This is a genomic window from Peijinzhouia sedimentorum (assembly GCF_049340005.1).
GTDB lineage: Bacteria > Bacteroidota > Bacteroidia > Cytophagales > Cyclobacteriaceae > CAXBDP01.
On the sequence record NZ_JBMPIY010000015.1, the window covers coordinates 1 to 20,007 of the forward strand.

17 protein-coding genes and 1 riboswitch are annotated in these 20,007 nt (G+C 37.6%); of the genes, 16 read left to right on the forward strand and 1 reads right to left on the reverse strand.

The genetic code is table 11. The annotated features are described in order from the left end of the window. Positions 1 to 751: 751 nt before the first annotated feature. From ACOXY8_RS15755 to ACOXY8_RS15810, 12 genes are all read left to right on the forward strand, one after another. Positions 752 to 2,665: a M14 family metallopeptidase gene (locus ACOXY8_RS15755; RefSeq protein ID WP_458332573.1), complete on the forward strand. Its 1,914-nt coding sequence runs from the start codon at positions 752 to 754 to the stop codon at positions 2,663 to 2,665. Between the two features lie 66 nt (positions 2,666 to 2,731). Then, positions 2,732 to 2,878, forward strand: a complete 147-nt coding sequence (locus ACOXY8_RS15760) for a GNAT family N-acetyltransferase (RefSeq protein WP_458332662.1) — start codon at positions 2,732 to 2,734, stop codon at positions 2,876 to 2,878. A 1,959-nt stretch (positions 2,879 to 4,837) separates the two neighbouring features. Next, entirely contained in the window at positions 4,838 to 5,956 is a 1,119-nt protein-coding gene (locus ACOXY8_RS15765) for a hypothetical protein (protein WP_458332574.1), read from the forward strand. A gap of 2 nt (positions 5,957 to 5,958) precedes the next feature. Further along, positions 5,959 to 7,179, forward strand: a complete 1,221-nt coding sequence (locus ACOXY8_RS15770; protein WP_458332575.1) for a hypothetical protein — start codon at positions 5,959 to 5,961, stop codon at positions 7,177 to 7,179. 428 nt (positions 7,180 to 7,607) lie between these two features. Beyond that, positions 7,608 to 7,700: riboswitch (TPP riboswitch) on the forward strand. A 77-nt stretch (positions 7,701 to 7,777) separates the two neighbouring features. Continuing rightward, positions 7,778 to 8,578, forward strand: a complete 801-nt coding sequence (gene thiM, locus ACOXY8_RS15775) for a hydroxyethylthiazole kinase (protein ID WP_458332576.1) — start codon at positions 7,778 to 7,780, stop codon at positions 8,576 to 8,578. Beyond that, positions 8,575 to 9,210, forward strand: coding sequence for a thiamine phosphate synthase (gene thiE, locus ACOXY8_RS15780; RefSeq protein ID WP_458332577.1), 636 nt, complete (start codon positions 8,575 to 8,577; stop codon positions 9,208 to 9,210). Before thiM ends, thiE begins: the two co-directional genes overlap by 4 nt. After that, positions 9,207 to 10,040 carry a bifunctional hydroxymethylpyrimidine kinase/phosphomethylpyrimidine kinase gene (gene thiD / locus ACOXY8_RS15785; RefSeq protein ID WP_458332578.1) on the forward strand — a complete coding sequence of 278 codons (834 nt, stop codon included), beginning with the start codon at positions 9,207 to 9,209 and terminating at the stop codon, positions 10,038 to 10,040. Before thiE ends, thiD begins: the two co-directional genes overlap by 4 nt. Beyond that, positions 10,027 to 10,683 carry a thiaminase II gene (gene tenA / locus ACOXY8_RS15790; RefSeq protein WP_458332579.1) on the forward strand — a complete coding sequence of 219 codons (657 nt, stop codon included), beginning with the start codon at positions 10,027 to 10,029 and terminating at the stop codon, positions 10,681 to 10,683. The genes thiD and tenA overlap by 14 nt, the downstream gene beginning before the upstream one ends. Before the next feature lie 104 nt (positions 10,684 to 10,787). Continuing rightward, positions 10,788 to 11,312, forward strand: a complete 525-nt coding sequence (locus ACOXY8_RS15795) for a DinB family protein (RefSeq protein WP_458332580.1) — start codon at positions 10,788 to 10,790, stop codon at positions 11,310 to 11,312. 554 nt (positions 11,313 to 11,866) lie between these two features. Beyond that, positions 11,867 to 12,370, forward strand: coding sequence for a DUF6265 family protein (locus ACOXY8_RS15800; protein WP_458332581.1), 504 nt, complete (start codon positions 11,867 to 11,869; stop codon positions 12,368 to 12,370). 96 nt (positions 12,371 to 12,466) lie between these two features. Further along, a complete protein-coding gene (locus tag ACOXY8_RS15805) occupies positions 12,467 to 13,936 on the forward strand; it encodes a S10 family peptidase (RefSeq protein WP_458332582.1) in 1,470 nt (489 codons plus the stop codon). Positions 13,937 to 14,128: 192 nt separating this feature from the next. Further along, entirely contained in the window at positions 14,129 to 14,521 is a 393-nt protein-coding gene (locus ACOXY8_RS15810) for a hypothetical protein (RefSeq protein ID WP_458332583.1), read from the forward strand. 27 nt (positions 14,522 to 14,548) lie between these two features. Here the strand turns inward: ACOXY8_RS15810 and ACOXY8_RS15815 are convergent, their stop codons facing one another. Continuing rightward, positions 14,549 to 15,442 carry a winged helix-turn-helix domain-containing protein gene (locus ACOXY8_RS15815; RefSeq protein ID WP_458332584.1) on the reverse strand — a complete coding sequence of 298 codons (894 nt, stop codon included), beginning with the start codon at positions 15,440 to 15,442 and terminating at the stop codon, positions 14,549 to 14,551. Between the two features lie 491 nt (positions 15,443 to 15,933). Here ACOXY8_RS15815 and ACOXY8_RS15820 point away from each other — a divergent pair, with 491 nt between their 5' ends. From ACOXY8_RS15820 to ACOXY8_RS15835, 4 genes are read left to right on the forward strand one after another with little or no spacing between them, the layout of a single operon-like run. Further along, complete coding sequence (locus tag ACOXY8_RS15820; protein WP_458332585.1) at positions 15,934 to 17,319, forward strand: S41 family peptidase; 1,386 nt, start codon at positions 15,934 to 15,936, stop codon at positions 17,317 to 17,319. Between the two features lie 2 nt (positions 17,320 to 17,321). Beyond that, positions 17,322 to 17,591, forward strand: a complete 270-nt coding sequence (locus ACOXY8_RS15825) for a hypothetical protein (protein ID WP_458332586.1) — start codon at positions 17,322 to 17,324, stop codon at positions 17,589 to 17,591. After that, a complete protein-coding gene (locus tag ACOXY8_RS15830; protein ID WP_458332587.1) occupies positions 17,566 to 18,159 on the forward strand; it encodes a transposase in 594 nt (197 codons plus the stop codon). The genes ACOXY8_RS15825 and ACOXY8_RS15830 overlap by 26 nt, the downstream gene beginning before the upstream one ends. A gap of 17 nt (positions 18,160 to 18,176) precedes the next feature. Continuing rightward, entirely contained in the window at positions 18,177 to 19,856 is a 1,680-nt protein-coding gene (locus ACOXY8_RS15835) for a CocE/NonD family hydrolase (RefSeq protein WP_458332588.1), read from the forward strand. Positions 19,857 to 20,007 lie beyond the last annotated feature (151 nt).

Below are 20,007 nucleotides of genomic sequence, written 5' to 3' on the forward strand. Positions count from 1 at the left end.
AGAATTAAGCCGCTTAAGTTCTGATTTTCTTTTAATCATGATTTACAATTTACGTAAATCTATTTCAGGACAAGACAGATTTTGGGTTATGGGTTATGGGTGAAGGGATGTGAATGGAGGATGGAGAAATCATAGTCTATCATTTAATCCTAAAAATCATAGTTCAGACAATTGCGGTAGAGATTAAAATGGATTGAGTTTTTGACATTAGTATATTAGTTGAATTGAGGCTGTTGCAAAACGCGATGGCTGTGCGGGAGGGTGGATTTGTGCTTTTCCTTTATCCCACGGCTAACACCGTGGGTTATTGATATATCGCTCCGTTGGAGCTTGGACCCACTCCTAGAATCTTTAAATCTTAAAAATCTTAATTCAGACAATTGATGTGAAGGTAGAAATCGGATTGAGCTTTTGAGCATAGAGAAATTAGGAGAGCAGTTGAATTGAGGCAGTACCTTAATTCGAATGATTGTGCGGGAGGATGAGCTGTGGTTCGTCATTATCCCACGGCTAACACCGTGGGTTATTGATAGATCTCCGTTGGAGCTATGGATCCGCATTTGGCTTTGGGGATTCGATAGTCGGATTACAAATCCGATTTATCAATAGTACGACATTGCAAATGTCGAACAGTTGGATTATTCAATAACCGAGGAATATCTTCGATAGATGACTTTGTCAACGATAGGTGAATTTCTCTTAAGAAAAGTTCTTTTCTTCTTATCTTTCAGTTCAATCAATACTATTTACCATGAACAAAAAGATTACATTCTTATTTTTCATTCTATGTAGCACTTCTCTTTTCGGTCAAGAAGTAAGAGTCCTTGATCCTGTAACATGGCCAGAGTCTGATAAAGACACTACCATGTACACCGTAAAAGGAGAAAGACATGGCATTAGCTTTTTTAAGCAATTCAGACATCAAGAAGTAGAGTATGAACCTACATCCGTTCTTACTTTCGATACTTATCACACCGCAGATGTGATGTATCACTGGTATAAAGTTTGGGCAGAGAAATATCCTGAAATTATAGACCTCTATCAGGTAGGCACTAGCTTTGAAGGACGCCCCATTCTTCAAATGACACTTACCAATAAGAAAACAGGAAAGGATACTGATAAGCCCGCAGCCTACTTTGAGGGAGGACGACATAGTGGAGAGATAACTAGTAGTGAATCTATTCTATGGCTTACTCAACATCTTTTGGAAGGCTATGGAAAAGATAAGGACATTACAGCACTCATTGATACAAAGGCTATTTACCTAAGGCCTCAAAACAATCCTGATGGTTCCAATTTGTATTTACATACTGCTCAGCGGAACAGATCTACCGTGAAGCCACATGATAATGATAGAGATGGATTATTTGATGAAGATGATGAGGAGGACTTAGATGGTGACGGCATCATTTACGAAATACGGGTCAAAGCCAAAGAGGGTGAAACAGGAACGCACATTATAGACCCTAGAGATCCAAAAGGACGCTTAATGAAACGTTCTGATAAAGGTGATTACTTTGTGTATAGCGAGGGTATCGATAACGATGGCGATGGACGTTTTAATGAAGATGGTATTGGTGGACTTGATTTGCACAGAAACTATCCTGAAAACTGGCGGCCTGACATTGGAGAAGATGCTACCGGCAGAGGCTATACACAAAATGGAGCAGGTGCTTTCCCTATGTCGGAACCAGAGTCGCGATCAATTGTAATGTGGATGCTAACCCACCCGAATATCTCGGTGGCTAACTCTATGGACACAAGAGTACCGATGCACTTGAGAGCACCTTCAACTTCTAAAAGTGAAGAAAGAATGTATCCCGAAGATTTAGATATCTATAAAAAGTACGATCAAATTGGAATGGATATTACTGGTTACCCATGGGCAGGCGACGTCTTCGAAACGTATGCTACACGTTATAAAGTTAATCCTACCACGGGCGATCCGTTAAAGCCTAGCCCACTATTTGGGCACGGACCTGATTTTGGGTATTTCTATTACGGAGCTATTTGGTATGGTGATGAACTTTGGAATAATGGCGCCATGAAAGATTACGATAATGACGGTATCTATGACGATTACGATGGGTTGCGTTGGGATGATGAAGAAAACGGAGGGCGTGGTTTTAGAGAATGGGAGCCATTTGACCACCCTACCCTAGGCAAAGTTGAAATTGGTGGATTTCACCCAAAATTCTTTGGCCAAAATGGGCCTACTTGGCAACTAGAAAGCTGGGCCAAAAAGCAAGCATTATTCAATTTAGCCATGGCTATGGATTTACCCCAGATTACTTTAGATGATGTAAGCATTGAGCCTACAGGTACAGACAGTTATTCAGTGAAGGTGAAGTTCACCAACACAGGCAAATTACCTACCGCATTAAGGCAAGCTCAATTGGTGAAGATTGTTCGTGAAGATCGCGTTCAGCTGCAGTTTGATAATGAACTAACAAAAGGTGGAGATGACGCTCAAGTGCAAGTTGTAAACCCATCATTGGCAGACAAGACTCAATACTTAGACAGAACCTTACCAGGGCAAAGTCAAGTGGCGACCTTCGAAATTAAGCTCAATAAAGTGAGTGGTGTCAAAGCCAAAGTCAGAGTACTATCCACCCGCGGTGGTTTTATCGAAAAGGAAATTACAATAGGTAGCCCTAGTAAATAGCACAATGAAGACCTATTAAAAATCTAGCCCGAAGCACTTGAGCTTCGGGCTTCTAATTATGTTGCCATTGATGAAAAATACCAAAAACAAGGAATTGGAAAAGAGCTAATACGGCAAACCAAATTAGCTTCCCCTAAAGCCAAACAAATACTTCTTTCGGCACCCAAAGCAGTAAATTATTACCCAAAAATTGGAATGAATAAGAGGAGGTGAATTTTTGTTAGAAATAAATGATGTTTATAGCGAAGCCCTTCAAGGTTTTAAAAACCTTGAAGGGCTGGCTGTTTCAGCGATGAGCTGGAAATCATATTCTATCATTTAATCCTAAAAATCCCTGCCCGTCCGAGGCGGGATAGTTCAGATAATTGCAGTAGAGGTTAAAATGGATTGAGGCTGTTGCAAAACGCGATGACTGTGCGGGAGGGTGGATTTGTGCTTTTCCTTTATCCCACGGCTGACACTCTGGGTTATTGATATATCGCTCCGTTGGAGCTTGGACCCACTCCTAGAATCTTTAAATCTTAAAAATCTTAATTCAGACAATTGATGTGAAGGTAGAAATCGGATTGAGCTTTTGAGCATAGAGAAATTAGGAGAGCAGTTGAATTGAGGCAGTACCTTAATTCGAATGATTGTGCGGGAGGATGAGCTGTGGTTCGTCATTATCCCACGGCTAACACCGTGGGTTATTGATAGATCTCCGTTGGAGCTATGGATCCGCATTTGGCTTTGGGGATTCGATAGTCGGATTACAAATCCGATTTATCTGTGGTACGACATTTCAAATGTCGAACAGTTGTGGTGGCGATGAGAGACCCGCAAGGTTTTCGAAACCTTGCGGGTCTTTTTAAAAAATTGGACGTATTTTGGGCATTGAACTTTGGGCGAAATTTTGCGATTTTGAGTCAAATTTCGCTCAATGATCATCGTATTTTTTTAGCCTGGCAGCACCCTCCATTTTAGGTGGTTTGCTTCGGCTTTGAACTAATTTGCTGAATCCTTTAGGGATAAAAAAATGAGTGTGCGTTTTATTCGCAATATGCGTTTCAGTGCACATTTTTCGCTTTATTCGTTTTCTTCGTTTTATGTGTCTTTTTGCGCAATATTCGCTTTATGCGTTTTCTGAAACCTTATTGACCAATTAAACACCAATGGGAAAGCAAGGAAACACCAAGGAAACCCTAAGGTAAACACCCACTAAAATGGGCTAAAATCGAGTGAAAAAAAATTCATATTTTAAATTTATGAATTCAAAATAATAATATTCAAATATTTTCGAAAAAATGACTATCTGCAAAAAGGCGGGTTGATTTGGGCATAATTTGGTCTGAAATTGGGCAAAATGCGCATGGATAATGAGCTAGATTAGGCTTTGGAGATTGAAGGAAATTCAGGACTATTTTGGGTGGTGATTTTGGTGATTTTTGGGTGAATATTTTCAACTAACGGAATATAACAAACGTTGGTGGAGGTTTTGGGTTATGGGTTATGGGTTATGGGTGATGGGTGAAGGGAAGTTGATGGAGGTTTTGGGTGATGGGTTATGGGTTTTGGGTGATGGGTGAAGGGAAGTTGATGGAGGATGGAGAAATCATATTCTATCATTTAATCCTAAAAATCCCTGCCCGTCGAGGCGGGATAGTTCAGACAATTGCGGTAGAGATTAAAATGGATTGAGTTTTTGAGCATTAGTGTATTGTAAGAGCAGTTGAATTGAGGCTGTTGCAAAACGCGATGACTGTGCGGGAGGGTGGATTTGTGCTTTTCCTTTATCCCACGACTGACACTCTGGGTTATTGATATATCGCTCCGTTAGAGCTATGGGATCCGCATTTGTCTTTGGGGGTTCAATAGTCGGGCTACAAATCCGATTTATCAGTAGTACGACATCATAAATATTGAACAGTTGGAAACTTCCTCCCAATAGACTTTACTCATGTTGTATTAGTATTTAAAAAGAATTCAGAAATACTTTATATTTTATCTTCTAGAATAATTTGGTATTTTAAATAGAGTAGATGGAACCGACTAACTAAGAAAATCAGTATCTTTAGGAGATTAAGCTTAGGTAGAAAGAGAGCGTCTCCGAATGGCTGTTTGGCGGTAGACAGTCCTGCCGCCTCTAAGCAGAATCACGTTATACATAATTGACTCTCGTAAATTATAAATTGGATGAGGAAAATAAAGAGCTGGTTAATTATTACATTTTTTACAACGATTGCTCATATTGGCTATTCCCAAAATAGTGGTGCCTACATAGTCACTGACAGTTCATTGACTTCAGGAATAAAATTAATAGGGGGAACTTCGATAGATAATCACCAATTTATTCGATTGAAAAATGAGAATGAAGAAATTAAATATTATCCTGAGCAACTTTTAGAGTATGGACTTAGAAATGGCACTGTCTATAAATCCAAGAGTATCTCAGTTTCAGGACAGAAAAAACAAGTCTTTTTGGAGAGACTTGAATATGGGAAAATCAACCTCTACTATTACACCGAAGAAGGTCTCAATACTTACTTTCTTGAACGAGACAGTACCGTTTTTATCGAAATTAAGAAAGATGATGATTTCCGAAAAACGATAGCTGAACAAACGAGTGATTTTGATTGGAAAGCCAGCCAGTCTCAGTTTGTAGAATACAATCGGATGTCGCTTTCCAAATTTGTTTCCCTTTACAACAATAACCTCAATAACCCCTTTCCTTTTCCTCGATTTGGAATACTTGCAGGCTTTAATAGTACTTCTTTAACTATTCCCTCAAATATACCTACAGAACTACTTGAGGGTATTTCTTTTACACCAAGTTCTACGATAACACTTGGAGTGTTTGCAGATTTACCAATTGACTTGAGTGATTTCTCTGTTAATCTAGGCGTAAATTTTCTGAAATCTGGCTTTTCAGCTAATTCCAGAAGTACTCAATCCGATGTTGATGTAGTTATCAATTATACTTCATTAAGTTTCCCATTTTTACTACGTTATACGCTTCCAAGATTAGGTTGGAGACCTTTTATCAATGCAGGTGGTCTTTATTCTTATCATTTTAGAAATGAAGGGATTATCTATGAGTCCTTAACGGATCAAAATGTTGTTACAATTAGTGACATGCAAAGAGAAACGCTCATAGCAGACAGCATGTTAGGCTATTCATTTGGCCTTGGTTTACAGCGTAATTTAGACTATAGAAAAATTGCGGCTTTAGAATTCAGGTTTAATCAACTGTACGGAAACGAAAACACACTAACGATGAGTCATTTTGAAATTTTGACCAGCTTTTCCTTTTAATCATGAAAACTCAACTAAGCACCCTTTCTATATTTTTTGTTTGTGCTATTCTTTTGCTGAATTGTAATGATGCCGATATTATGCCAAAAGAATATCCTTACATTATGATGACAGATGTGGAGCCATCTGAAACAGGAGTAATCTTTCGAGCAGAAGTACTAAATGCAGGTTCTTATAATGTTCAATCATTCGGATTTGTTTGGAGTTCTACAAATCCAGCCATTGAAAACTCAGACACAATCCATGTATCAGCACCATTTACCGAAGGATATTTTGAAAAGGAGGTTAACTATGGTTTAGCTAAAGGGTTAAATTATTCAGTAAGGCCATTTGTGGTTTATAATTCCATAACAGTTTACGGAAGCGCTCTTAGTTTTGAAAGTTTAGGAAGTCTGCGAAACTCATGGGAAAAATTAAATCCTCAAAACGCTGACTTAGATGGTTGGTCTAAGTCATTCGGTAGTTCAATGAATGATAAAGGATTTATTTTGTTTCAGAGTTCAGATTTTTTTTCTTACGATCCCGTAGAAAATAGTTTTTCAAGGGTACGGAATTTTCCAATTTCAGGTAACACTCGCTCAAAATTTATCTCAGTTACTATTGGGAGTTCTCAATATTTTTTTAATAATATTGACCTTAATTTATATAAGTACGAAAACGACATTTGGACGAATCTAAGTAATATTCCCGTTCGGGATAATCAATTTCATCGATATTTTCAAGGACTCTCAAATGGGAATTCAATTATGATTCTAAGCTCTTCCGAATCACACGAGTATAATTTGACTACTAATACTTGGATTGCTCGATCACCTATCCCCACATCAACAGGCTTTTCAGTAGGAGGAACTGCTATGGGTAGTAAAGCCTACGTTCTAACCAGTGACAAAAGTATCTGGGAATATGATAGTGATGCACATACTTGGCGTTTATTAACAGAATACCCTGGAATTATTAAAGATAAAATTATTTCCTTTTCATTAAATAATAAAATATATTTTGGAATCTCATCTGATGATTCTAAAAGGGAAGGCAATTGGTTAGATAAGGAACTTTGGTCCTATGACTTGACACAAGATAAATGGGAGGCCGAGGATCCTTTTCCTTCAAATCTAGACCCCAATGACATTCATTATTTTTTTGTCAATAACAAGCTATACATAGGACATGAATTTGAATTCCACAACTATGATCTTTGGGTATTTGATCCTTCAAAAAATTAAAATGCATGGTGTATACAAACGCTAAAAAGAAGGATAAAAGATGAAACTGGAAAGGAATACAAAGAACATGACTATTGAGACAATTTTAAAAGTCTTCAATGCTTTTAAAAACCTACATTAATTCAGTATTCAACTGGATAAGTATGACTTTAATATCGCTTAAAAGAAGATATTACTGGTAGTCGAGTAGGCAATGACGAATTTCACCTCTAAACCTACTCACTGAGACTTACTTGAACTTCTCAACACACTCGTTTCCTATTTTAAAATTGGCTTATCAACCCTTCGCAATTGAGAATAGCCAGATGCAAAAGCCTTTTATTTACGAAAATCGTAGCCAAAAGAGCTTCGAAAGCATACTGAAATCTAGTTACAGAACTAACTTTCTAAAATCAAAAAACCAAGTATCATAATATTTTGTAGCTTTGCATACGCTTTAGGGGTATTCTGAAAAGAATTGAGAGAGTCCCTTTGAACCTGATACGGCTTACACCGACGTAGGGAAAAGCAAAAAAGACTTCTTATCTAAAAGTTGTTTCTTTCTTTGTTTTCGGTTTTTTCCTAAAGCTATTTTTTATCTCAAAATAAATAGCGCAAAATGGAAAAAACACTTTGGAAACACATTCAATCAGTAAAAAACCAATCCCCATTAATCCACAACATTACCAACTATGTGGTAATGAACAATACAGCCAATGCATTGCTCGCAGTAGGCGCTTCACCTGTAATGGCTCATGCTAAAGCCGAAGTGAACGATATGGCAGGCATTGCAGATGCTATATTGATCAACATTGGCACACTAGACGAATATTGGTCAGAAGCTATGTTGATGGCAGCGGAAACTGCCCATACGCTAAATAAACCTTGGGTACTTGACCCCGTAGGTGCAGGTGCGACACCTTATAGAAATGAAATCCTTCAAAAACTATTGCTGTACAGCCCTACAGTGATAAGAGGGAATGCATCTGAGATATTAGCTCTTGCAAAATTCAATACATCATCAACCAAAGGAGTAGACAGCACCGCTTCAAGTAATGATGCCATTCAAGCAGCTCATGCGTTGGTAAATCAATATGGTTCTGTTGTGTGTATTTCAGGTGAAACGGATGTCATTTTAGATAACAAGAAGCGAACAATATCAATAAAGAATGGTCATCCGATGATGACCAAGGTGACAGGATTAGGTTGCACCGCATCGGCACTGATAGCTGCCTTTGTCGCTATAATTGAAGACAAAACAGAAGCGACCACCGCTGCAATGGCCTTACTTGGCATAGTGGGAGAACTTTCTGAAAGGCAATCTTCAGGACCGGGCAGTCTGCAAATGCATATCATAGACAAACTTTACGCTATAACTGAAACTGAATTTAGCGAACATCTTAATATTTCAGAGGGATGAAAAAGCAATCGTCATTCCCATATAAACTCTATCTGGTCATTTCTCAAGCAGACTGTAAAGGCCAAAATTTTCTTACTATAGCCGAACAAGCAATTTTAGGAGGAGTGGATGTCATCCAACTAAGGGAAAAGAATGACCTAACGGAAACGTATATTCGTAAGGCATTCCAACTCAAAGAAATAACTACTAAATACCAGATTCCCCTCATCATCAATGACAATATAGAAGTAGCAAAGAAAGTAGATGCGATAGGTATACATGTTGGCACCAAGGATATTACTCCCACTGAAATAAGAAATCAGTGGAGCGAAACTAAATGCATAGGCTATTCTATAGAATACCTTGAACAGCTTGGAAATGATCAAGTAGTCCTCTCTGATTACCTAGGTATCAGTCCTGTTTTCAAAACACCTACTAAAACCGATACCATTACCGAATGGGGACTGGATGGTATACGAACGATGAGAAATCTTACCGATAAACCTTTGGTTGCCATAGGTAATATCCGCCTAAACAATTTGAAATCGGTAATAAAGGCAGGTGCAGACTGTATTGCTGTAGTTTCGGCTATCTGTAGTGCAACTAACCCTCAAAAAGCAGCCTACGAATTAAAAAACGAAATCCTAAAATGAAGAAATATAAATACCCGTCTGTACTTACAATCGCAGGGTTCGACGGTAGCGGTGGCGCCGGTATCCAAGCAGATATCAAGACGATTTCAGCCTTGGGATGTTACGCCACATCTGTATTAACAGCCTTACCAATACAAAACACCCAAGGGGTAAAAAATATATTTTCCATTCCCATAACAGCCGTAGCCGAACAGCTTGAAACCGTCATGGAAGATATTGTTCCGGACGCCATAAAGATAGGTATGGTACACACATCAGAGCTGGTTGATGTCATCGTACAAACATTGCAAGAATATAAGCACATCCCTATCGTATTTGACCCAGTAATGGTTGCTACAAGCGGACATCGACTTATTGAAGAAGAGACAATAGGGACTATCATTAAAAAGCTATTGCCTATTGCCGATATCATCACTCCCAATATGGACGAAGCAGCTATCCTTGCAAAAACTAACGTAGAGACTTTAAAAGATATGCCCTTGGCCGGAGAGCACATAAAGAAATTAGGCTGTAGAAATATATTATTAAAGGGAGGACATCAGCAAACAGAGGTAATCACTTCCCTGCTTATAGATGAATCCAATACCTATCATTCTTTTGAATTTCATAAAATTCAAACCAATAACACCCATGGTTCAGGCTGCACGTTGTCTTCTGCTATAGCATCATTTCTGGCCTTGGGAAAAAGTATGTATGAAGCAGTGGAGCTTGGTCAGCAATATGCCTATAATGCTATAAAACACGGTGCAGATACACAAACTGGAAAAGGAAATGGTCCTTTAAATCACTTTTTTAACCCTCAAAAACTTATCAAAAATGAAATGGTCTGAAAATGCCTGGCAATCTATAGACGGAATTTATGAATCTATTCTCAAAATGCCCTTTATAGAAGAACTATCAAACGGCAGTCTCCCATTAAATAAATTTCAGTTTTATATGCTACAGGATTCGTTATACCTCGAGCATTTTGGAAGAGCTCTTGCTCTAATTGGAGCCAAAGCACACCATATTGATGATACCTTGGCCTATATACGATTTGCAGAAAATGCCATCGTGGTGGAATACGCTTTACACGAATCCTATTTTAAAGATTTTGGCGTGTCCGACAAAGGAATCATTCAACCAGTCTGCCATCATTACACACATTTCCTAAAAAGCACAGCAGCATTCGAAGCTGTCGAAGTTGGTATGGCAGCAACACTACCTTGTTTTTGGATATATAAAAACGTAGGAGAATATATAATCACCAATCACCAATCCTCTAATAATCCCTTTGAAAAATGGATTGCAACCTATGGAGGAGAGGATTTTACCCAAGCCGTAAAGAATGCTATAGATTTATGCGATAAAGCAGCTGAAAATACCACTCAGGCTATAAAACAACAAATGACAGAAGCCTTTATTACGGCATCTCGTATGGAATACCTATTTTGGGATGCCGCGTATAAAATGAAAAAATGGAACTCGCACTAATGAATAAATGCTTTTGCATTTACCTTTAAAAGTAAAATAGTTGTTAGCTGTAATAAGGACTTATAGCAACTGGATTGATAACAATAAAATAAAAAAGAATTGTGATGGAATTTAGACTAGATCAATCAATTGAAATATTAAGAACAACGCCACGCGTCATAGAGGCATATTTGTCAACACTCTCAAAAAGTTGGATAAAGAACAATGAAGGGGAAGGCACTTGGAGTCCATATGATATTCTTGGGCATTTAATTTTTGGTGAAAAAACAGATTGGATGAAACGTATCAAAATAGTTTTAAGCGATTCTGATAACAAAGAGTTTGAACCGTTTGACAGATTTGCTCAGTTACAGAAAGACCAGAGTAAACCAATTGAAACACTGGTTCAAGAATTCAAAGACTTGAGAAAGAAGAACCTTGATAAATTAGCCTCCCTAAATATTACAGAAAAAGATTTAAGTCGTATTGGAACCCACCCGGAATTGGGAGAAATTACACTTAAACAATTATTAGCTACTTGGGCGGTGCATGATTTAGGTCACATCGCACAAATATCGCGAGTAATGGCAAAACAGTACGCAAAAGAAGTGGGACCTTGGGTAGAATATTTAAGTATTTTGAAGAAGTAAAGCCATTTTACACTCCAAGCTACCCTACCCTATTTTGAATACAGTGCCCCTAGCAACTTTATGATAGTTATAGGAAGATTTTACTTATCTTTCTTACTTCACTTTAAATAATTTAATGGTCAAATATAGTTGGTAAACTTCTTATAAGACATTGACATACAGAATTTTAAAAGAACCTTATTGAAAACCAATTTCATAAGGTTCTTTTATTTCTTGTCATCGTCAAAAACGGTATTGGGCTTGTGTTTTTTTAGTCTCTATTAAGTGGGAAAACAAGCAGGAAAACACCGCTATAAATGCAAAAAATCACGAAATTCTTTTCACAGGACCCCAACTCTTCTCTATAGCCAATATCAAGCAATGGATCTACTTCGAAAAATAGCTCGTCAGTATACTTACTTTAGACCAACTTGTCCTTTAAACTCAACTTAATAGTAAAAAATAAAATCGAACTCCAAAACCAGTTGTACCATAATTTATGAAATTACTTAAATATAAGATTTTCTTAAAGTGAAATTCCCTGTATATATTGAATCCATTCATCAATAGTCACCATGAAAAAGCAGTTCCCCATTTTCACCCTTATATTGTTCAGCCTTATTCTTTCATGCAGTCCAGCAACAGAGAAAGAAGCGGGAGGTGTAAACCTATTAGAGCCAGAATTAACCAATTGGCTCGTTGGGAATTGGGAATTTACCCAAAGTCAAATACCCACCTTCGAAACTTGGAAAAAGGAAAATGACTCCACCCTAAGTGGCTATAGCTATGCCGTAAGAAATGGAGATACCATCGTAACCGAACGACTGCTTTGGCAAATAAGAGAAGGAGAATCGTATTACATCCCAACAGTGGACGGCCAAAACGATAACGAAGCAATCCTATTCAAGCTTAGCTCCTCTTTAGCCAACCAATGGATTTTCGAAAATCCAACCCATGATTTCCCACAGAAAATCACCTATACCAAAATAGATGAAAATCAATTAACCGCTGAGATCTCCGCCCAAACAGACTCCAGCGAAAGGAAGATTACTTTTCCGATGAGACGAGTGGTTAAATAACAACAAATTCATATCGAATACCTTTTCCCTCCCGCCATCATTTTTCATTGTTTTTTATCGATGAATCAAATTACCTTGGGAAAAAATTGATTTACTATGAAAAACATCCTCTTTCTCCTATTAGTCTTTATCCCCAATCTGCTTTTTGCACAGGAAAAAACAGTCGAACCAAAATCATTTATCACCCAGCATGAGAATACGTTCAATGGCCAAAGGATAAAATACCAGGCTATTGCTAAAGAGACTTTTCTAAGAAATGATGCCGGTAAGGAAGTAGCTGCATTTTGGTCTATCAGTTATATCAAAGAAGATGTAGCAGACAAAAAGAATCGACCTGTAACTTTCGTGTTCAATGGTGGACCCGGTTCTGCTTCTATCTGGCTGCATATGGGCTTTTTTGGCCCGCATGTGGTAAAAGTAGAAGGTGACTATATGCAAGGCAAAAGCCTAAACCAACCACCTGTTGTCAAGAATGAGGATTTCTTGCTGGACATCACCGATATTGTTTTTGTAGATCCTATTGGCACTGGTTTCAGCAGAGTAATTGGCGAAGGCAAGGAAGAAGATTACTGGGGGTTAAATGAAGATGCTGCTTCAGTAGCCGAATTTATTCGCACTTGGGTAGCTGACAACAACCGTTGGATGTCGCCAAAATTTATGGCGGGTGAGAGCTTTGGAACTACCCGAGCTGCGGCGGTCACCAAAGTGCTGCAAGGAGGAGGCCGTGCTATGGGAATGAACGGCATTATCCTCATTTCCCAAGCCTTGGATTATGCCGGCTCCACATCTGCGCCAGATAATATCACTTCCTATTTCACCTATCTGCCAAGTATGGCTACCACAGCTTGGTTTCACAAAAAAGCCGGTGAAGGCAAAACTATTGAAGCCTTTGCCCAAGAAGCTCGTGAATTTGCCTACAACGAATATTTACCCGCTCTCTACAAAGGAGACTTTTTAAGTACTGCGGAAAAATCAGCCTTAGCCAATCGCTTAAGCTATTTTATTGGTTTGGATGCCGATTACATACTCCGATCCAACAACCGAGTGCAGATGAATAGATTCAAAAAAGAATTACTAAAAGATGAAGGCAGAGCCATTGGAACTCTAGATGGAAGATACTCCGGAGAAGAAGCAGACCAAGTGGCAGACAGACCCACGCTTGGAGATGCGTCCAGCTATTTGACTACTCCAGGCTATACAGCGGCATTTAATGATTACCTAGCCAATGTGCTGCAAGTAAAAATGGAGAATCCATACCTTACCAGCAACCGCAGAATTGGCGGGAGGTGGAAATGGTTCTATGGTGGCGAACCAAAATACGTAAACACCAGCCGCGATTTGGGTGAATCGATGCGTACAAATCCGGAATTGAAAGTACTCGTAGCTTCCGGCTATTACGATTTGATCACTCCATTTCTTGATGCAGAATACACCTTCTCCAGAAATGGAATGGTGCTCGACAGGGTGAAATTCACCTATTACGAAGGCGGCCATATGATGTACAATAACGAGCCCGATTTCAAGCAATTAGCTAAGGATATTCGGGCGTTTATTTTGGAGAGGTAATTTTAGTCTCTGTATTCAGGATCATATTTAGGGGTTTTGATAATAAGAAAATCAGATCAAATAGTTGGTAGGAATGAATGGATAACATCGACCGTTGTAGACGCGATTAATCGCGTCTACAACGGAACTACTATCGGAAACCATACCCACCTGTTCTACATTTGCAATGTTGAACACGCAGATAAATAGGATTTGCAATGCGACAATAGCCATCCCATCCCGAAAACAAACCCTGATGACTCGGCTGGTGTTAATAAACAAAATGACGATCCAAACAGCAGTCTTGTAGAGATGTTGCATGCAACGTCTCTACGCACTGAAAATCAACAAAATCCGCAAGAACAAAAGGATTCAAAAAATAAATTTATGGCTGGAATTTCACCCAAATCGAATTCTGTAAGTGCCATTATTCGTTCCTACCAATCCGCCGTAACTAAACACGCCAACCGACTAGGATTAGAAAATTCTTGGCAACCCCGCTACCACGACCATATTATCCGCAACGAAGAAGAATTTCAACGAATTACCTATTATATCAAAACAAATCCTGAGAATTGGGAAAAGGATAAGTTTTATTCTGAATAAGTGTGTTTTGGAAGAGCATAATTGTGATTAAGCTACTTCACTTAAAATCAACTTATAGCCAACTCCTCGAATATTGATGATCTTTACATTGGTGTCTGCTTCTAGCTTCTTTCTTAATTTAGATATAAAAACATCTAATGTTCTTCCGACATAATCGCCTTGATCACCCCATACATTCTTAAGGATTAGTTCCCTTTCAACTGTTGAATTGGCTGAACTGTACAAAAGAAAAAGTAAATCTGCTTCTTTACTTGTTAACTCAACTCGTTCGTTTTTATGCACAAGCTCCATATTTCGTTGATCAAACTTATAATTACCAATAGGGATTAGATTTGAGCCACCTTTAGCCCTTTGATTTTTCTTCCAAACGAAAGCAATTGTACCAAACAGGAAAAGCAATAAGATGAGTCCTGCATTTTTATTAGAGTTTGCATATTGCAAAAATGCATTGTTCTCCATACTTATTCCACTCGTTTCAAATTCTACTGGACTAACCTCTAGCATGCTTACCAAAATCATATAACATCCCTTTGGTTGAAGTCGTCCTTCACATGGAAGCATCTCCTGATTTACATCAATAATCTCGTAACTGTACACTACTTCGTTGGTTGCACAATCCACAACCTCCACAATGTAATGGTTGGCAATGTGTCTTTCTTTTACCACTGAATGAATCGCTATTCCTAAATCTTCAGGGTCAAAAGCAAATTCCGTCGCAAACTCAATCTTGTACTTCCCTCCTTCTTTTTTGATTGGTAATACCCGTGATGTACTATCGCCCTGACTAAGTAATACTTGATGGCCAATCATTCGCATGGACACTTTGTTGTGGCTTTCTTCAAATTCCGTTTGCGCATCAGCTGGGTTTAAGGTGAAAACGGTTAAAAAAGCAATAAGTATAAATCTAAATCCTTCAATCATGATCCTACAAAGCTATTTGTTTCATTTAACAATTAAGTTGTTTTACACTCCATTTACGATAATTTACACTCCTTTGCCTTAACTGAGCTCATTCACCTATACTTTTATGCCTCTAAGACAATTCAATTAATATGACTAGAATGTATAAACTTTTAGGAATTTTATTAATCCTATCCTTGTCATTTCAATGTAGTGAAAACAAGGTAGAAATTTCATCAGAAGATTCTAAGATGGATCATCAAAAATTATCAATAGTTCAAGAATTGAAAGAGAGGGAAAGTCTAACCATCGACGAGAAAATTGCCCTTTATCTCAAATTAAAATCAGAAAACTATGAGGACTATAATTTTGAAAATGAAGATGAGCTCACTTTGTATGGATACTCTTTTTTGTGGGAGGGTGATATAGAAAATGCGCTTAAAATTTTTCATCTAATAGCCGAAGAATTTAACTCTGCAAACTCATACGACAATTTAGGGGAGGCGTATCTGATGGGTGAAAATACTGAATTAGCCCTTATTAACTATAGAAAATCACTCGAATTGAATCCAGAGAATTTTAATGCAGAAGATCAAATAGAATTAATAGAAAATCCTGAAAAAGCACTTGAGACACCAGCCGATAAATTCGCTAAGGTTTATTCAGTGGATGAATACAAAAATGATCTAGACCAATTAGGTAATAAATTGCTTGAAGTCCATCCAAATGCACTTAAATTCATTTCCAAAGATGATTTTTGGAAAACAATTGAAGAGAAAAAATCACTTATCAAAGCCAACACTACCTATGGAGAATTCATTTGGCATTGCAGTGAAATCATTGCAAATATCAATTGCTCTCACACTTCCTTAAATCGGTTCTTTCAGGAAAGTCAAATGTTACCTGTTTCAATGCGATTTCCGCTTCAAGTCCGTTTGGTTAATGAACAGTTGTTTGTTATTGATCCTTTAAACAATGGTAAAAGCATTAAATTAAAAGACGAAATTTTAAGCATAAATGGAATTTTGATAAATGACCTTGTAGACGATATTTACAAACATATATCATCACAAGGTTACATAACTACAGCTAAAAAGCAGTTTTTTAATACTTGGGCAACAGCTATGATTCCATATGCTCTTCAATTTCCGGCATCGTACAATGTAGTTATTAAAGGTGCTAATAAACCTATAAATTTAGACAAAGCTGAAAGCTTTAAAGACTTATTCCGTGATCCTTCTATTAGATCTTGTGGTGAAGATTTATGCCTTGAAGTATTAAATAATAATACTGCGTTATTGACAATTTCATCTTTCAATTATTACCCTTGGAATAATCTATCTGTTTTTACTGATTTTATTGATAAAAGCATGAAGGAAATTAACGAGAAGGGAGTAAAAAACCTCATCGTTGATGTTCGATTCAATGGGGGAGGTTCTCAGCAATCTGCTATTCATTTACTTCGATATTTGGTTGATAAACCTTTTAAATATTATTCAAAAGCTGATTTTGAAGGAAAAACAAACAAAATTGATGGTGAAGAAATTATCCAGCCTTTTAAAGATCGGTTTCTAGGAAATCAATATTTCATAATTGACGGAGAAGGTAATTCTACTACAGGTCACTTTATGTCCTTGGTCAAAGCCTTTGATCTTGGGATAATTGTGGGAGAAGAGCTCGGGTCAAATCATTTTTGCTCGGCAGGTCAAACTATTTGTAGACTTTCGAATACAAAACTGCAATACTATGTAGCAAATAATACTCATGTTTCTACTGCTACATCCTTCCCTGACGAAATAGGCATTTTACCCGATTATTACGTCACACAAGATATCGATGCCTTTTTAGAAAAGAAAGATGTGGTAAAAGCTTTTACTCTTAACCTCATAAATGAATAGTTTTGAGATTAATTGCTGCAAAAGGCATAATCGCAGATATCCTATGGCACCAAATTCCACGAAATGCACCAAATGTTGAATTGGGTGAATTTGTGGTGATGCCAAATCATATTCATGGGATTTTGATTTTGAATAAACCTAATACCACCAATAACCCCATTGACGTTACTAAACAAAATGACGACCCAAACAGCAATCATGTAGATACGTTGCATGCAACGTATCTACGTGCTGATTACCAACAATTTGGACAGATTCAAAAACAAATATAGAATACAATCAGCCCGCGCTCAATGGTGGGATTATGGATGGAATGGTAGCTATTTCGTTACTATTTGCACCTGGGAAAAGGAACGGTATTTTGGGGATATTGTGGATGGGGGAATGGTTTTGTCAGATATTGGGAAAATTGCGCAAACAGAATGGTTAAAGACATTTGAAATGCGACCAGATATGAATTTATGGATGGGTGAATATGTGATAATGCCCAATCATTTTCACGCTATAATTGGCATTGGTCTCAATGAGTTTAACACTAAACGTAAAAGCCAAAATGAGATAAATTGCTTAACTGAACGTAGAGACGCAATGCATTGCGTCTCTACCTGCAATCAACAACCAAAAAATAAATTTGGGTCTCAGTCTAAAAATTTAGCATCTATTGTTCGAGGATTTAAAATCGGTGTCTCAACATATTGTCGCAAAACTAAATCAGCATTCGCCTGGCAACCCCGCTACCATGACCATATTATCCGCAACGAAGAAGAATTTCAACGAATTACTAATTATATCAAAACAAATCCTGAGAATTGGGAAAAGGATAAGTTTTATTGTAATTGAATTTCAATTTATAAACCATGAAGCATCTATTCTTCTTCTTCCTTTTGTTGGTATGCTACAATTCAGCAATTGCCCAAAATATTGAGCAAAAAGAAAGCATTTATACCATTCAGGATAGTGTACTGATTCCAACTCGCAGCGGGGTTGACATTTCTGCAATCATCGTCCGAAAAAAGGAAAATACACAAGCATTGCCAGCCATCTTATTTTACACAACCTATTATCAAGGCCCTGGAGATGCTATTTTGGGTGAAAGGTCAGCCGACAAAGACTATGTAGGCATTGTAGCCTATGCACGTGGTATTCGTACGGATTTGGCTCATTACACTCCCTACGAGCATGAGGCGACAGATGTCTATGATATTATTGATTGGATAAGTAAACAAGATTGGTGTAATGGCAATGTAGCAATGCTGGGAGGAAGTTATACGGGTTTTTCACAATGGTCAACAGTAAAAAATGTGCATCCTGCTTTAAAAACCATTGTGCCTCAAGTGGCTGTAATGCCTGGATTTGACACACCAATGGAAAATAATGTACAGATGAATTTGGGCCTATATTGGCCAAATGACAATATTTATAAAAACGAACCTATCAAAAGAGAATTGCCATTTGAATGGTTTGAATCTGGAAGCGCTTGGAAAGACCTAGATAGTCTGGCGGGAGGAATAAGTCCAATTTTTCAAAAATGGTTAGCGCATCCTGATTATGATACTTATTGGCAATCTATGGTTCCGGCTCCAGAAGAATATGCTAAGATAAATATCCCAATTTTAAGTACCACGGGCTATTACGATGGATCTCAAATCGGAGCTATTCAGTACTTCAAACTGCACCAAAAATACAACGTGAATGCAAATCATTATTTTGTAATTGGCCCGTATGACCATTGGGGAGCCCAGCGTATTCCTGCTAAAAATTTGATGGGCTATGAAATCGACAGCGTCGCCAATACCAGCATGACAAATTTAGCTTACGATTGGCTCGATTATATACTGAAAGGGAAACCAAAACCTGCACTACTCAAAGATAAAATCAACTATCAGGTAATGGGTAAAAATGAGTGGAAACACGCTTCAAGTTTTCAAAACATTAACAATGACACATTAATACTCTATTTAAACCAACAATATCTATCAGCAGAAAAACCAAAAGAGAATGGGTTTGAAGAACAATTGGTAAATTTTATTGACAGAGAAAGTCAAAATAACTACTTCACTCCAGAGATTATTTTTGATTCATTAGATACAAGTAATGGCTTAATATTCACATCAGCACCTTTCGAAAAGGATTTGATTATCAATGGTTCTTTCACTGGAAATTTATATGCCACCATCAACAAAAAGGATATGGACATATCAATGGCACTCTACGAAATAATGCCTGATGGAAAATATTTTTTCCTTACTCGCTACATTGGTAGAGCGAGCTATGCCGAAGACAATACAAAACGAAAGCTATTGCAGCCCAACGTTAAACAAAGCATTCCCTTTGACAATACAAGGTTTGTGAGTAAAAAGATAAGCAAGGGAAGTCGTCTTGTGATTTTATTGAATATCAACAAACACCCATTCGAGATAATCAATTATGGTTCAGGCAAGCCGGTAGCCAATGAAACCATAAAAGATGCAGGCGATGCATTGCAAATAAAATGGCATAACAACAGTTACATTAAAGTGCCTGTTTGGAGGGATTAATCAAATAGTATAATGACTTATCGAAGGGAAAAATTAGCTAGTTAAATATCTTAGGTAAAAACGATTTATAGAAATTGTGGAGCACTTTGTGAGCATTCTAAAATAGGCTTCGATTGAATATAGAGTATACAAAAAAAATAAAAATAATAGC